Raw genomic sequence first — 14,977 nt, forward strand, 5'->3', positions numbered from 1 at the left:
CTGCGAAGCCCCCACCCTGGGCGACTACCCGCCACAAGCCGCGCAAAAAGGACACGACAGGACGCGCGGCGAAATGCGTGGAATCGTCCACGGATTGCGTAATCGTCTCCAGGCCGGGCAGGCCAGGCCGACCTAAGCTGGCGGCAACCCTCGCAACCTTCAGGAGACCCGCGATGACCCAGGCCGTCCAAACCCCGTTTACCGTGGCGCAGACCACCGTGCCGATCGCCGGCAGCGCGCTGCGCTTTCCGGTGCGCCGCATCTACTGCATCGGCCGCAACTACGCCGCCCACGCCATCGAGATGGGTTCGGACCCGAGCCGCGAGCCGCCGTTCTTCTTCCAGAAGCCGACGGACGCGATCCAGGTGGTGTTGCCGGACACGGTGACCGACCATCCCTACCCGCCGCTGACGCAGAATTACCACTACGAGGTGGAGCTGGTCGCGGCGCTGTCCCAGGGCGGCCGCGACATTCCTCTGGACAAGGCGCTGGACTGCGTCTACGGCTACGCGCTGGGGCTGGACATGACGCGGCGCGACCTGCAACGCGGCATGGGCGACCAGAAGAAGCCGTGGGAGATCGGCAAGAGCTTCGATCACGCTGCGCCGATCGGCCCGATCCATCCTGTAGCCCAGACCGGTCACTACAAGGAAGGCGACATCTGGCTGGCGGTCAACGGCGAGCGCAAGCAGCAGGCCACGCTGTCGCACATGATCTGGTCGGTGGCCGAGCAGATCTCGCGGCTGTCGCAGGCGTTCGAGCTGTTTCCCGGCGACCTGATCTATTCGGGCACGCCGGAGAACGTCGGCCCGGTGGTGCGCGGCGATGTGATCGTGGCGCACGTGGACGGCCTGCCGGAACTGAGCATCCGCATCGTGTGATGCGCGGCGCCGGCTGGCCCTGCCGCCCTCCCCGGCGCCAGCCTGGTCTTGGCGCCTCGCCGCCCGGCATGCGGCGGGGCGCCGTAAGGCCGTCCGGCAAGGACCGCGGCGCCGTGCCCCACGGCGGTGCGGCGTCCGGATCCTCGCGGATCTGAGAGTAAGATTTATGCCATAACAAACAGCCCGTGTGGCAGGAGCAGTGGAAGATGGCAAAAATCGGTATGGTGGGCATCGGCCTGATGGGCCATGGCATCGCAAGCAATCTGGTCAAGCATGGTCACGCGCTGACGGTGCTGGAACATCCGGGCAACCAGCCGCTGGACGCGCTGAAGGCGGCGGGCGCCACCAGTTGCGCCGACGGCGCGACGCTGGCGGCGCAGTCCGACGTGATCATCCTGTGCGTCACGGGCAGTCCGCAGGTCGAGGCGGTGCTGCTGTCGCCCGGCGGCGTGCTGGAAGGCCTGCGGCCCGGCACGGTGATCATCGACTGCTCGACCGCCATTCCCTCCTCCACCGTCAAGGTGGCTGAGGCCGTCACCGAAAAGGGCGGCCGTTTCCTCGACGCCCCCATGACGCGCACGCCGAAGGAAGCCGCCGAAGGCCGCCTGAACCTGCTGGTGGGCGGCGACAAGTCCCTGTTCGAGGAATGCAAACCGATCCTGGCGTGCTTTGCCGAGAATATCGCGCACGCCGGTCCGGTGGGCGCGGGCCACCGCATGAAGCTGTTGCACAACTACGTGTCGCTGGGCGCGATCGCGCTGCTGTCGGAAGCGGCCGCCTGCGCGCTGCGCGCCGATATCGACCCGGCGGTGTTCGCCGAGGTGCTGACCAAGGGCGGCGGCGGCGGCGTGGCGCTGGAGCGCCTCAAGCCGTATCTGCTGGAACAGGACCCGTCGTCGCTGCGCTTTTTCATGTCGAATGCGCAGAAGGATCTTTCCTACTACAACACCATGGCGGCCGAGACCGGCGCGGTGCGCGAGATCGGCGCGGCCGTGCTGCACACCTATGACCAGGCGGTCAGCCAGGGCGGCGGCGAGCGCTACGTGCCCGAGCTGGTGTCGCTGCTGAAGGACCGCTGAGCCGGATGGCGGCGCGGGCTCAGCGCCCGCCCGCCGCCATCGCCGGCACGGCGCGCAAGGCGCCGCGCCGCGGCAGTTGCAGGGAGATGGCCGCGGCCAGCAGCAGCAGGGCGCCGGCCGCGCCGAACGCCACCCAGTGGGTCTGGAAGGCCTCGAAGGCCCAGCCGCCCAGCCATGAACTGATCATGCCGCCGACCTGGTGGCCCAGGTAGGTCAGCCCGTACAGCACGCCCACCAGGCGCACGCCGTAGACGTCGGCCAGGATGGCCGACGACAGCGCGATGCTGCCGGCCCAGACGATGCCGCCGATGGTGGCGGCCGCGTACAGTTCCCAATGCGCGCCGACCATGACCAGCGCGAAGAACCCCAGCCCGCGCACCAGATAGATGACGGCCAGGATATTGCGCCGTTCGACCTGATCCGACATGCGGCCCAGCACCAGCGTGCTGAAGATCGCCACCAGGCCGATCAGGCCGATGCCCAGCGAACTGGTGGTGGCGTCAAAGCCATGGTCCATCAACATGGGCATGCCGTGCGTGCCCAGCAGGTTCATGCTGAAGCCACAGGCGAACAGGCCCAGCGCCACCTGCCAGAACGGCAGCGTGCGCACGGCGTCCTTGACGCGCGGCTCGGGCCCCTTGGCGGCGGGCCGCGACGCGGATTTTTTCTCGACGATCTGGTGCGGCAGCAGGTCGGTGTGCTCGGGCGCCTGGTCGCGCATCACGAACAAGGCCACCGGCACGGTCAGCAACGCGAACAGGGTGGCAAAGGCCAGCAGGGTTTCGCGCCAGCCGACGGCGCCGATGGCAAAGGTGAGCGTGGGCGTCATCAGGGCGATGCCCGCCATGGACCCGGTGGACAGGAAGAACAGCGCCATGCCGCGCTGGCGCGTGAACCAGCGGCTGATGACCGGGGTCAGCGCCACCGGGCTGGTGAAGGCAAGGCCGACCGACAACGCCACGCCGGAGGACAGCAGGAATTCGATCGGGCCGCGCGCGAAGACGGTCCAGATGGACGAGGCCACCACGATGGCGGCGCCGGTCAGCAGCACGAAGCGGGTGCCGCGGGTGCTGACCAGGTAGCCGGCCAGCGGCATCGCCAGGCCATAGCACAGCATGCCGGCCGCGACGATGCCCGACAGCAGGCTGCGCGAAAAACCCAGGCCGTCCGCCATGGGCAGGAAAAACGGGCCGATGCCCATGCGCAGGCCCACCGTGAGCAGCGTCAGCACCGTTGCGGCGCCGACGATGTTCCAGCCGAAATACCAGCCGGCCGATTCTTGCTTCTCCACTTGCCTCTCTCCTTGTGTCTTCTTGTCGCGCTGGGGCGCTTCAGTACGGACACCGCGAGGGATGCGAGGAGACGGAAGCCGGCCGCCAGACGCGCCATATTACTCCCGGCTATATGTGGGCGGCGCGGCGGCGATGAAATCCTGTCCGGTGAGCGGTCAGGCGGCGCGCGGCTTGCGACGGCGCGGCCTGGGCGCGCCGTCAGCCGGCGTGGCGACCAGCGTCTCGACGTGGCGCAGCTTTTCGGCCGCGACGGCGCGCAGGTGCCGGATCAGCAGTTGCGCGGCCGGCGACGGCGGGCGCGCCTTGGGGTAGATCAGGCCATATTGCAGCGGCGTTTCCGGCTCGAAGCGGCGGATCTGCGCGCCCAGGTGGATCTGCGACAGGGCCGACAGCGGGTCGCTCAGGGCCGCGCCGCAACCGCGCACCGCCAACTGGCAGGCGATGAAGCCAAACGAGACATCGAACTGCGCATCGGGCTCGTAGCCGGCCTGGGCGAAGGCGCGCGCATAGCGGTGATGCAGGGCGCCGCGCTGCGGCAGGCCGATGAAGCGGCCCTGGCCCAGGATCCGCGGCGTGATGACGGCCTGCGCGGCGCGCGCGTCGGCGCCGCTGAGGACGGCGACGGCGCGCGATTCGGCCAGGATCTCGGTGGTCAGCAGCGGATGCTCGACCGGCAGTTGCGCCAGCGCCAGGTCGAACTGCTGCTGGCTGATCCAGGCATCGACATTGGGCGGCATGCGCGCATTGATGGTGACGCCGAAGGCATTGTCCTCCTGCACGGCGCGGGCCACGGCGTCGACCAGCAGGCCCTCGATCAGGTGCTGGGCCACCAGCACGTTGACATGGGTGCGGTTCTTGCGCCGGGCGCCGCGAGCGTATTCGCGCACGGCGTCACCGGCCCGCAGCATCTCGTCGATGCGCTGGTAGAAGCCCTGCCCCTGTTCGGTCAGCGATAGCCGCCGCCCTTCCTTGAGCAGCAGCGGAAAGCCGGCCTCGTCCTCCAGCATGGCCAGCAGCCGGCTGACCTGCGACGGGCTGCGATGGATGCGCAGGGACGCTTCGGCGATGCTGCCGCCTTCGACGAAGGCGCGCAGCGCCTCCAAGGCCATGAAGTTCATGGCGGGCCTCCAAACAGTTGTGCGTTATGCAAGTATCACGCCGAATTTCGACATTGACGCATATTAGCCCGCCTGCCGACAATGGCCCTGCCGATGGCGCCCGACGCGGGCGCCCGGACCAGAACAGCAAGGGGAAAATCCATGAACGCTATCCACCGCCTGGCCGTCGCCGCGACGCTGGGCCTGGCCCTGGCCGGCCCGGCCCAGGCGCAGGACGCCTATCCGTCCAAACCCATCAAGGTCATCGTGCACACGCTGCCGGGCGCGTCGTCCGACGTGCTGGCGCGCGCCGTCAGCAAGACGATGGGCGAGCAGCTCGGGCAGTCCTTCGTGGTCGAGAATCGCTCGGGCGCGGGCGGCGCCATCGGCGTGGACGCCGTGGCCAAGGCGGCGCCGGACGGCTATACGCTGCTGGCCGGCGCCTCCAGCGCCATGGTGATGCTGCCGATCGTGCTGAGCCGCAAGCTGCCGTATGACGAGAACAAGGACTTCGCGCCCATCGGCGTGATCTCGCGCTCGCCGTTCGTGCTGGTGGCCAGCAAGGCCTCGGGCATCCGCAGCGTGCAGGACCTGATCGCGCGCGCCAAGGCCGAGCCGGGCAAGCTGACCTACGGCAGCGCCGGCCCCGGCACCAACCCGCACCTGCTGGGCGAGCTGCTGAGCCAGTTGGCCGGCATCCAACTGTCGCACATTCCGTACAAGGGGCCGGCCGCCGCCGAGTCCGACCTGATCGGCGGCACCATCGACATCCTGTTCGATACGCCGTCCTCGGCGCTGCCGTACGTGAAGGCCGGCAAGACCGTGGCCATTGCCGCCACCAGCGACAAGCGCGTGGCCGATGCGCCCGAGGTGCCCACGGTGGCCGAGCTGGGCTATCCGAGCCTGACGCTGTACGGCTGGACCGCGCTGTACGCGCCGGCCGCCACGCCGCCCGCGGCGTTGGCCAAGCTGCGCGAAGCGCTGCGCCAGGCGCTCAGGACGCCCGCGCTGCGCGAGTTCATCCTGAACTCGGGCAACGACATCCTGGACCTGTACGGCGACGACCTGCTCAAGATGCAGGTCGGCATGCAGGACTTCTGGCGCGACGTCGTCAAGGCGCGCGGCATCCGCCTGGACTAGGCGCGGGCCGGCAATTCCCTTCCCTCCCCCCACCGCGGCCGTCCGGCCGCGAGGACACCATCCATGAGCATCAAGATCCGATTCGCCGTGCGCGACTGGGACTACATCGTCCCGCTCGCCCTCGGCGATGTGACCGCCCGCGGCATTGACCTGGAGATCCACCGGGTCGGCGCCCTGCCCGACGACCTGGCCAGCGACCCGCGCTTCGACGCCGGTGAAATGTCGATGAGCCGCTATTGCCTGGGCCGCGCCCGGGGTCGCGACGACATCGTCGGCGTGCCGCACTTCCTGATGCGCGGCTTTCGCCACCGCTGCATCATCACCACGCGCGGCAGCGGCATCACGCGGCTGGACCAACTGGCCGGCGCCCGCATCGGCATGACCGGCTGGCAGGACTCCGGCAATACCTGGACCCGCGCGCTGCTGCGGCGCGAGGGCATCGGCGTGGAGGACGCGGTGTGGAAGGTGGGACGCCTGACCGGCGCGCACCCGATCACCGACCGGCTGGGCGGCTTCGGCCGGCCCGGCGTGATCGAGGCGGTGGCCGACGAGCGCCCGCTGGTGGACCTGCTGCGCGCCGGCGAACTGGAGGCGGTGTTCACGCCCTTCATGCCGGACGGCTTCTTCGACGCCGGGTCGGACCTGCGTCAACTGCTGCCCTCTTGCCGCGACAGCGAGGTCGACTACTTCCGTCAGGTCGGCTACGTGCCGGGCATCCACCTGCTGGGGCTCAAGCCGGCGCTGGCCAACGCCCATCCCTGGGTGGCGCAGGCGCTGAGCGAGGCGCTGGACGCATCAGCCGCGCTGTGGCTGGACAAGCGCCGCAAGTATGCCGACACCACGCCGTGGATCCTGGACGAACTGATCCAGACCTCGCGCGACCTGCCCGAGGCCTGGAACCGCAACGGCCTGGAACCGAACCTGAAGATGATCGGCGACTTCGCCGCCGAGCTGCACGCCCAGCAACTGGCCGACCGCGTCATGACGCCGACCGAGCTGTTTCCGCACGCGCACTGAACACCGAGGAATCCATTATGAAAATCGCCATGGGGCAATTCGCCGTCCGCCCGGTCTGGGAAGACAACGCCCGCGTCTGCCTGGACCTGATGCGCCGCGCCGCCGAGGCCGGCGCCGACCTGCTGGTGCTGCCCGAGGGCATCCTGGCGCGCGACATCGCCGACCCCGACCTGGTGCGGCGCGCCGCCCAGCCGCTGGACGGCCCGTTCATGACGCAGTTGCAGGCGCTGTCGCGCGGGCTCGACCTGACGGTCATCATGACCGTGCACACGCCCGCCGCGGGCGAGCGCGTCTGGAACACGCAGGTGGCGCTGCGCCGCGGCGAGATCGTGGCGCAGTACCGCAAGCTGCACCTGTACGACGCGTTCTCGATGCAGGAGTCGGTCAACGTGGTGCCGGGCGACGAGGTGCCGCCGCTGGTGCCGGTGGCCGGCATGCGGGTCGGCATGATGACCTGCTACGACCTGCGCTTTCCCGAGCTGGCGCGCCGCCTGGCGCTGGATGGCGCCGACGTGCTGGTGGCGCCGTCGGCCTGGGTAAAGGGACCGCTCAAGGAAGCGCACTGGTCGGTGCTGAGCACGGCGCGGGCGCTGGAGAACACCTGCTATGTGGCGGCGGTGGGCGAATGCGGCCCGCGCAACATCGGCGCCAGCCTGGTGGTGGATCCGCTGGGCGTGGCGATCGCGCAGGCCGGCGAGCAGGAGGCACTGGTGTTCGCCGACCTGGATCCGGCGCGCATCGCGCATGCGCGCGACGTGCTGCCGGTGCTGAAAAACCGCCGCTTCGCGCGGCCCGAACTGGCGTAACGGGAGCCACGTAACGGGCTCCGCGTAGCGGGCGCCGCGTAACGGGCGCCGCGCAACGGGCGCCGCGCAACGGGCACCGCATAACGGGAGCCGCATAACGGGAGCCGCGGCGGGAGCGCCGCGACGGACGCGGCGCGACGCGGCGGCGGTGCCGGCCGGGTGCCCGGCAGCGCGCATCCCTACCAGCGATAGCGCGCCGTGAGCACCACGGTGCGCTCCGCGCCGCGATAGCACTCGCCCACGTAGCAGATCGAGTAGTAGTCGCGGTTGAACAGGTTGGTGGCGTTGAGCGCCAGCCGCCACGGGCCTTTTTCGTAGTGGACGACGGCGTCGGCGAGCGTCACGCCGGGCCGGCTGGTGGTGTTGTGCTCGTCATCCTGGCGCCGGCCGATATAGCGCAGGCCGCCGCCCACGCCCAGGCCCTCGGCCAGCGTGTAGTCCAGCCACAGCGCCGCGGTCTGCTTGGGGACGCCAATCGGGATCTTGCCCACTTCCAGCGCGTCGCCGCTGTTGCGCACGGTGATGTCGAGCCAGGTGTAGGAAGCCGCCAGGTTCAGGCCGCGCGCCAGCTCGCCCTTGGCCTCGAACTCGATGCCGCGGGCGCGCTGCTTGCCGATCTGGCGCTGTTCGTTGGTGATGGGGTTGTAGCTGACGATGTTGGTCTTGTTCAGATCGAACACGGCCACGGTGTAAAGGCTGCGCGATCCAGCCGGCTGGTACTTGACGCCGACTTCCACCTGCTTGCCGCGGCTGGGCTTGAAGGGATTGCCGTCGCCATCCACGCCGCTGCTGGGCAGGAACGATTCCGAGTAGCTGACATACGGGGCCACGCCATTGGCGGCCACGTAGGTCAGCCCGGCGCGGCCGCTGAAGGCGTTGTCGCGGACCCGTGTGTAGGTGCCGTTGAGACGGTCGTCGGTGGTGGCGGTGACGCGGTCCTGGCGTCCTCCCAGGGTCACGATCCAATGATCGTCGAGCTTGATCTGGTCCTGCAGGTAGAGGCCGGCCTGGCGGATGGTCTGGCGGTAGTTGGCGAGAGGCTGGGTGGGCGTGGGGATCGGCACGCCATAGACCGGATTGAGCAGATCCAGGCCGGGCGCGGGGCCGATATAGCGGTTGGCCCTGGCGCGCTGGTCGTTCCAGTCGAGGCCGAACAGCACCGTGTGCTCGGCGCCGGCCAGCCGCAGCTTGCCCAGCATCTGCGTATCCAGCACGGACTGGCTCAGCGGATCGTCCCAAGTGCGGGCCACGCGGGTGATGGCAGTGACGTCTTCATTGACCTCGTCGGTCCAGACCACGCGCCGATCCAGCGACAGATGGCTGTAGCGGAAATTCTGGCGGAAGGTCCAGGCGTCGTTGAAGCGATGCTCGAACTGATAGCCGACCGAGGCCTGCTCGCGACTGATGCGGCTGAAGCCCGGATCGCCCATCTTGACGTCGGTGAGCTTGTAGTCCTTGGCGAAGTAGTACGGATCCTCGCCGGACTTGTCCTTGATGTATTCGCCCAGCAGCGTCAGCGAGGTAGCGGCGCTGGGTTGCCAGCGCAGCGACGGCGCCAGGTACAGGCGCTTGCGGTTGATCTTGTCGCCGTTGGGATATTTGTCCTGGTCATCGCTGTCCAGCCCCACGCCCACCAGGCGGTAGCTGAGGGCGTCGCCGGGGCCGAACGCATCGCCCAGGTCGAACGCCAACTGCTTGCGCTCGAAGCTGCCGTACTGCACCTCGACTTCCCGGATGCGGTCACCGCTGGGCAGCTTGCTGACGCGGTTGAGCAGGCCGCCGGCATCGCTCTGGCCGAAGGTCATCGACGACGGGCCGCGCAGCACCTCGATGCGCTCCAGGCCGTAGGGCTCGGTGGAGTAGTAGGTGACGCCGGCCGGACTCTGCGCCAGGCCGTCGCGCATGGTGACGTTGTAGGTCATGAAGCCGCGCAGGCTGATGTATTCCCAGCCGCGGTTGTCGGGACCGTAGGTGTTGACGGACACGCCCGGGGTGTACTGGATGGCGTCCATCACGTCGAGGGCGCCGCGCGCCTCCATTTCCTCGCGGCCGATCACCGAGACCGATTGCGGCACCTCCAGGATCGGGGTGTCGGTCTTGGTGGCGGTGGCGGTGCGGCTGGCGGCATAGCCCGGCACCGGACCGAAGGCGGTCTCGCCGGTGACGGTCACGGCATCCAGGGTGGCGACGCCGGCGGCGGGCAGCGCGCGCAGCACGTAGTTGCCGCCGCCGCGATGGCGCGCCTCCAGCCCGCTGCCGGCCAGCAGGTGGGCCAGGCCGGCCTCGACGCCATAGGCGCCGCGGATGCCGGCGGACTGGCGTCCGCGGGTCTGGTCGGCGTTGAACGACAGGGTGATATCGGCGGCCGCGGCGTAGCGGCTCAGCACCACGTCCAGCGGCCCGGCGGCGATGTCGTAGCTGCGCGTCGCGGACACGGCCTGGGCCTGCGCCACGGGGGTCAGCGGTCCAGCGGAGATGGCGGCGCAGACGGCGGCGGCGACCAGCGCCGGCAGCAGGCGCGGCCTGGCCCGGACGAGCGGGCGCGCGACCGTCGGTCGACGATGAGGGGAAGCGAAACGGGGGACGGCGGCTGGCGGCTTGCGGGACACGGTGGCTCTCACGGACGGGACACGGGACGCCGCCAGGTCCTGACCCGGCGGCCTTCCCTGATAGGCCGGATGAGAATCAAAAAGAGCAACCCCCGCGACGAAAAAAATTCAACGCGGGACGACCCGCACCCAATAGCGGGTGCGGCTGCGCAAGGCCACCGGCAGCGATGCGGCGATGTTCTCCAGCACCGCGTCGGTGTCGGCCAGGCGGAAGGCGCCCGACAGGCGCAGGTGCGCCACCGCGGGATCGCAGCTCAGGCTGCCCTGGCGATAGCGCGCCAGTTCGGCGATGAAGTCGCCCAGCGGCTGGTCGATGGCGACCAGCCGGCCCTCGACCCAGTCCGCCTGGCCCGCCGCCACCGGTTCGGGCGCGGCGGCGGCGCGGGTGGTCAGCAGGCTCTGGTGGCCGGCCTCCAGGCGCCGCGATGGCGCCGCCGGATCGGCGGGTTGCAGCAGCACCGCGTCCTGGAACACCGCGACGCGCGTGCCGCCGGCCTCGCGCCGCACGCTGTAGCGGGTGCCGAGCGCGCGCGCGCCGCCGTCCTCGGTCCAGACCTCGAACGGCCGCTGGCCGGCGGGGTCGGGCGCGGTCTGCACCAGCACTTCGCCCTGATGCAGGCGCAGCAGGCGGCGTTCAGGCCCATAGTCGATATCGACGGCGGAGGCGGTGTTGAGATACAGGGTGCCGCCGTCGGGCAGCGTGACGGTGCGGCGCTCGCCGGTGGCGGTGCGCAATCCGGCGGTCAGGACGCGCCAGGGCGGCGCGGCGACCCAGCCGAAGGTGGCGCCGCCGCCGGCCAGCAGCGCCAGCGCCAGCAGGCGGCGGCGCTGCTGCCGGCGCGCGCCGCGCAGGGTCGGCAACAGCAGGTCGCCGGGCACGCTGCCCAGCCGTTGCTGCAGCGCCAGCATGCGCTCCCAGGCCTGGCGGTGGCGCGCGTCGGCCTCCAGCCAGCGGCGCCAGGCGGTCCGGGCGGGATCGTCGGCATCGGCGTCGCGCAGGGCGACGTACCAGTGCGCGGCGGCCTCCAGCAGTTCCGGCGCGGGCCGCATCAGTCGGCGGCCAGCAACAGGCACTGCGTCAGCGCGCGCACCATGTGCTTCTTGACGGTGGTGACGGACACGCCCAGCCGCGCGCCCACCTGGGCGTAGGTCAATTCCTCGAACTGCGCCAGCAGGAAGATCTCGCGGGTGCGCGGGCCCAATTGATCCAGCATGCGGTCGATGGCCAGCACGGTTTCGAGCAGGATGGCGCGGGTCTCGGGCGAGATGGCGACCGGCTCGGGCCGAGCCGCCAGGGTTTCGAGGTAGGCGCGCTCGATGGCCTGGCGGCGGTAGGCATCGGTGACCAGGCCGCGGGCGATGGTGGCGAGATACTCGCGCGGCCGCAGGATCGCCTCGACGTTGCGGTTGGCGAGCACGCGCAGGAAGGTGTCCTGGGCCAGATCGGCGGCGCTGTCGCCGTCGCCGAGCTTGCGGCGCAACATGCCCACCAGCCAGGGATGGTGGTCGCTGTACAGCGCTTCGAGGGTGGGAGCGGGAGCCTGATCGGACATGGAACGCACTTGACGCCCATGCAACCGAGCGGCCTAGGAATGAATATTATTCTCGATTCTAGCCGACCGCCGCGACGCCGTGGCGCAAGAAAATCCGGGCCGTGGCGGCAAACCGACGTCCCGGGGCGGCGGGCGCCCCGCCAATGCGGACCTAGCGCAACACGTTGCGCACGAAGCGCAGCGGCGCGTCGGCGTCGTTGCGATAGGAATACGGCTGCGCGCTGCTGTAGATGGCGAAGTCGTTGGCCCGCACCGGCTGCGTCACGCCCGACAGCTCCAGCAGCAGCGTGCCCTCGATGACGTAGATCATTTCGTGCCAGCCTTGCGGGTCGGGCTCGGCCACGTAGGTTTCGCCCGGTCCCAGCGACCAGATCCAGAGCTGCGCCTCGCAACTGGCGGGCGCCGCGCCCAGCAGCACGGCCTGGCTGCCGGGGCGCTTGCCGCGCCAGGCGCGGGCCTCGATGCGGCGCCGTTCGCGCGCCGGATCGCTGACCAGGTCGACAAACCCCACATCCAGCGCCTGCGCCAGCTTGTCCAGACTGGACAGGCTGATGTTGGCGTTGCCCGCTTCCAGGCCGGCGATCATGCGGCGGCTGATGCCGGAGGCGTCGGCCAGCGCCGACTGGCTCAGGCCGGCCAGCTTGCGCAGGCGTTTCAGATTGGCCCCCACGTGCGTGAGGACATCACTGTCGGAATTGGTAATGTGCAGTATATTGCTCAAATTAGTGACACCTGAAGTCCGCCGTGAAATCCGAATCGATGTTTGCCCTGTCGCGCCAGGAAATCGCCCTGGTGCTGGTCACCATGCTGTGGGGAAGCACTTTCCTCATTATCCATATCGCCATGCAGCATAGCGGACCGCTGTTCTTCGTGGGCGTGCGGTTCACCCTGGCGGGGGTGGGGTCGATGCTGCTGTTCCGCCGGCACATGGCGGGGCTGACGCGGCGCGAGACCGGGGCGGGGGTGGCGATCGGCTGCGCCCTGTTCCTGGGGTATTACCTGCAGACCTACGGCCTGCGCACCATCACCAGCAGCCAGTCGGCCTTCATCACCGCGCTGTACGTGCCGATCGTGCCGTTGCTGCAATGGGCGGTGCTCAAGCGCCCGCCGGGCCTGATGAGCTGGGTCGGCGTGGCGCTGGCGTTCACCGGGCTGGTGCTGCTGGCGGGGCCCGAGGCGGGCGCGCTGCATTTCAGTCCGGGCGAGGTCGCGACGCTGGCGGGCGCGGCGGCGATTGCCGCCGAGATCATCCTGATCGGCCATTTCGCCAGCTCGGTGGACAGCCGCCGTGTCACGGCGGTGCAGTTGCTGACGGCGGGGCTGGTGTCGTTCGCGCTGATGCCGCTGCTGGGCGAGCCCGTGCCGGCGTTCTCGTGGCGATGGGCCGGCGGAGCGATCGGGCTGGGCCTGGCCAGCGCGGTGATCCAGTTGACCATGAACTGGGCGCAGAAGTCGGTGTCGCCAACCCGCGCCACGGTGATCTATGCCGGCGAGCCGGTGTGGGGCGGCATCGTCGGCCGGCTGGCCGGGGAACGCCTGCCGGGCGTGGCGCTGGTGGGCGCGGCGCTGATCGTGGCCGGGGTCCTGGCCAGCGAGATCAAGTTCAAGCGCAAACCGAAGCCGCTGCCGCGCGAGGCCTGACCGCCGGACCTCAGTTTGCCCGTTCGAGGAAGGCCTGCAACGCCGGCACCGTGTTCAGCACGTGCTGGCGCATCGCCGCCTCGCAGCGGTCGGCGTCGCCGGTGAGCAGCGCGTCGATCAGTTCCTGGTGCGATTCGCGCACCCGCAGCACGCGTCCCGGCTGGGCGGCCCACAGGCGCATGTAGGGCTCGACCACCGAGTGCAGTTCGGAGATCTGCCGCAACAGGCGCGGCTGCTGGCAGAAACTGCAAAGGTATTCGTGGAAGTCGCGATGGGCGCTGGTCCAGTCCAGGTAATCGCCGGAGCCCTGTTCGAGCTGGTCCAGCATGTTGGCCAGGCGGCGGATGTGTTCGGCGCTCATGTGACGCACGGCGTTGCGCACGGCCAGCCCTTCGAGCACCGAGCGCATTTCGAAGACTTCGCGCATTTCCTGCTGGTTCAGGCCGCGCACCACGGCGCCGCGATTGGCGCGGATCTCGACCAGGCCCTCGGAGGCGAGCCGGCGCAGCGCGCCGCGCACCGGCATGCGGCTGGTGCCGATCTCGCTGGCGATGACCTCGGGCACCAGGCGGTGGCCGGGCGGGTAGTTGCCCAGCCGGATTTCGCGCTGCAGGTGCTGGTAGGCCTCTTCTTCGGCGCTGACGGCTGTCTTCTGAAACTGCAGCATTCTCGTCCCCGGGGTTTTCAAAGCCGCCATGATAGATAAACGCAAAAATAACACAAATTGGATCCAGTGATCCATGGATGCAAATACCTATGTTCGGATCGCCGGCGCTCGCGTCAAATCCGTGACTGGCGCGCCGACCTTGCGCGTCCGCCGGGACCGCAACGGGCGATAGACCCGCCTGGCGCTCCATCGATACAACGCATTCAAGGGGAATCCATGCCTTTCCGTCTCATCCGCGCCCTGGCGGGCGCCGCCGCCGTGGCCTTCGCCGCGCAAGCCGGCGCCCAGGCCACCGATTGGCCGCAGCATCCGGTGCGCATCGTGGTGCCGTTCCAGGCTGGTTCGGCCACCGACCTGATTTCGCGCCAGCTTGGCGCGGCGCTGTCGACCGAACTGGGCCAGCCCTTCGTGGTGGAGGCCCGCCCGGGCGCCGCCGCCGCGATCGGCAGCGCCTCGGTGGCGCGCTCGGCGCCCGATGGCTACACACTGCTGATGGGCGGCCCGGCCGCCGTCGTCACCAACCGATTCCTGCAAAAGCGCCTGGCCTACGATCCGGACAAGTTCGAGCTGGTGTCGATGGTGGCGTATACGCCCAACATCCTGCTGGCCAATCCGCAGCAGCCGTTCAAGACCCTGCCCGAGATGATCGCGTACGCCCGCGCCAATCCCGGCAAGCTGACCTACGCCTCGTTCGGCACCGGCACCACCTCGCACATGGCGGGCGAAATGCTCAAGTCGGTGGCCGGCATCGACATCCTGCACGTGCCCTACAAGGGCGCCGGCGAAGCGATTCCGGCGCTGCTGAGCGGCCAGGTGTCGATGTACTTCGACACCATCATGACCGGCCTGCCGCAGGTCAAGAGCGGCGCGCTGCTGGCGCTGGGCATGTCCAATTCGCAGCGCTCGTCGCTGGCGCCGGACATCCCCACCATCGCCGAGCAGGGCTATGCCGGCTACGACATCGCCCCCTGGTACGGGCTGGTGGCGCCGGAAGGCACGCCCGCGCCGATCCTGGACAAGCTCAACCGCGCCGTCAACAAGGTGCTGGCCGATCCCGCCTTGCGCGGTAAGCTGGCCGAAGCCGGCGCCGAGCCGCGTGGCGGCAGCCGCGAGGAATTCGCCGCCTTCATCAAGGCCGAGATTCCCCGCACCAAGCAGTTGATCGACCAGGCCGGCATCACCCCGCAGTAATTTT

General features: G+C 69.6%; 14 protein-coding genes. 7 read left to right on the forward strand and 7 right to left on the reverse strand.

Annotated features, from left to right (window positions below):
* Window positions 1-173: 173 nt before the first annotated feature.
* Window positions 174-881 carry a fumarylacetoacetate hydrolase family protein gene (locus tag AAID08_RS20610; protein ID WP_175166578.1) on the forward strand — a complete coding sequence of 236 codons (708 nt, stop codon included), beginning with the start codon at window positions 174-176 and terminating at the stop codon, window positions 879-881.
* A 206-nt stretch (window positions 882-1,087) separates the two neighbouring features.
* Window positions 1,088-1,960 (forward strand): NAD(P)-dependent oxidoreductase, encoded by an 873-nt coding sequence (locus tag AAID08_RS20615; protein WP_049072832.1) that lies wholly within the window; start codon window positions 1,088-1,090, stop codon window positions 1,958-1,960.
* Between the two features lie 19 nt (window positions 1,961-1,979).
* Here the strand turns inward: AAID08_RS20615 and AAID08_RS20620 are convergent, their stop codons facing one another.
* Window positions 1,980-3,251, reverse strand: coding sequence for an MFS transporter (locus AAID08_RS20620; protein WP_395756846.1), 1,272 nt, complete (start codon window positions 3,249-3,251; stop codon window positions 1,980-1,982).
* A gap of 156 nt (window positions 3,252-3,407) precedes the next feature.
* Window positions 3,408-4,370 carry a LysR family transcriptional regulator gene (locus AAID08_RS20625; RefSeq protein ID WP_144654621.1) on the reverse strand — a complete coding sequence of 321 codons (963 nt, stop codon included), beginning with the start codon at window positions 4,368-4,370 and terminating at the stop codon, window positions 3,408-3,410.
* A 141-nt stretch (window positions 4,371-4,511) separates the two neighbouring features.
* Here AAID08_RS20625 and AAID08_RS20630 point away from each other — a divergent pair, with 141 nt between their 5' ends.
* From AAID08_RS20630 to AAID08_RS20640, 3 genes are all read left to right on the forward strand, one after another.
* On the forward strand, window positions 4,512-5,489 hold the full coding sequence (locus AAID08_RS20630; protein WP_054503171.1) for a tripartite tricarboxylate transporter substrate binding protein: 978 nt from the start codon (window positions 4,512-4,514) through the stop codon (window positions 5,487-5,489).
* Between the two features lie 63 nt (window positions 5,490-5,552).
* Window positions 5,553-6,506, forward strand: a complete 954-nt coding sequence (locus tag AAID08_RS20635) for a nitrate ABC transporter substrate-binding protein (protein WP_175166577.1) — start codon at window positions 5,553-5,555, stop codon at window positions 6,504-6,506.
* A 17-nt stretch (window positions 6,507-6,523) separates the two neighbouring features.
* Window positions 6,524-7,312: a deaminated glutathione amidase gene (locus AAID08_RS20640; RefSeq protein WP_054503173.1), complete on the forward strand. Its 789-nt coding sequence runs from the start codon at window positions 6,524-6,526 to the stop codon at window positions 7,310-7,312.
* 179 nt (window positions 7,313-7,491) lie between these two features.
* Here AAID08_RS20640 and AAID08_RS20645 read toward each other — a convergent pair whose 3' ends face one another.
* The 4 genes from AAID08_RS20645 to AAID08_RS20660 all read right to left on the reverse strand — a co-directional run bounded on the left by AAID08_RS20645 (window position 7,492) and on the right by AAID08_RS20660 (window position 12,195).
* Window positions 7,492-9,921: a TonB-dependent siderophore receptor gene (locus AAID08_RS20645; protein ID WP_395756847.1), complete on the reverse strand. Its 2,430-nt coding sequence runs from the start codon at window positions 9,919-9,921 to the stop codon at window positions 7,492-7,494.
* 108 nt (window positions 9,922-10,029) lie between these two features.
* Entirely contained in the window at window positions 10,030-10,971 is a 942-nt protein-coding gene (locus AAID08_RS20650) for a FecR domain-containing protein (protein WP_175166576.1), read from the reverse strand.
* Window positions 10,971-11,474: a sigma-70 family RNA polymerase sigma factor gene (locus AAID08_RS20655; protein ID WP_116791969.1), complete on the reverse strand. Its 504-nt coding sequence runs from the start codon at window positions 11,472-11,474 to the stop codon at window positions 10,971-10,973. The genes AAID08_RS20650 and AAID08_RS20655 overlap by 1 nt, the downstream gene beginning before the upstream one ends.
* Before the next feature lie 151 nt (window positions 11,475-11,625).
* Window positions 11,626-12,195 carry an XRE family transcriptional regulator gene (locus AAID08_RS20660; protein ID WP_054503177.1) on the reverse strand — a complete coding sequence of 190 codons (570 nt, stop codon included), beginning with the start codon at window positions 12,193-12,195 and terminating at the stop codon, window positions 11,626-11,628.
* Between the two features lie 38 nt (window positions 12,196-12,233).
* On the opposite strand from AAID08_RS20660, the gene AAID08_RS20665 reads away from it, so the two are divergent.
* Window positions 12,234-13,115: a DMT family transporter gene (locus AAID08_RS20665; protein WP_054503311.1), complete on the forward strand. Its 882-nt coding sequence runs from the start codon at window positions 12,234-12,236 to the stop codon at window positions 13,113-13,115.
* A 10-nt stretch (window positions 13,116-13,125) separates the two neighbouring features.
* Here AAID08_RS20665 and AAID08_RS20670 read toward each other — a convergent pair whose 3' ends face one another.
* Entirely contained in the window at window positions 13,126-13,782 is a 657-nt protein-coding gene (locus AAID08_RS20670; protein WP_049072824.1) for a GntR family transcriptional regulator, read from the reverse strand.
* 216 nt (window positions 13,783-13,998) lie between these two features.
* On the opposite strand from AAID08_RS20670, the gene AAID08_RS20675 reads away from it, so the two are divergent.
* Window positions 13,999-14,973, forward strand: a complete 975-nt coding sequence (locus AAID08_RS20675; RefSeq protein ID WP_054503178.1) for a tripartite tricarboxylate transporter substrate binding protein — start codon at window positions 13,999-14,001, stop codon at window positions 14,971-14,973.
* The last annotated feature ends 4 nt before the right edge of the window (window positions 14,974-14,977 follow it).

Origin of the sequence: Achromobacter sp. EB05 (genome assembly GCF_044232075.1) — a bacterium.
In the GTDB taxonomy this organism is placed as follows: domain Bacteria; phylum Pseudomonadota; class Gammaproteobacteria; order Burkholderiales; family Burkholderiaceae_B; genus Achromobacter; species Achromobacter dolens.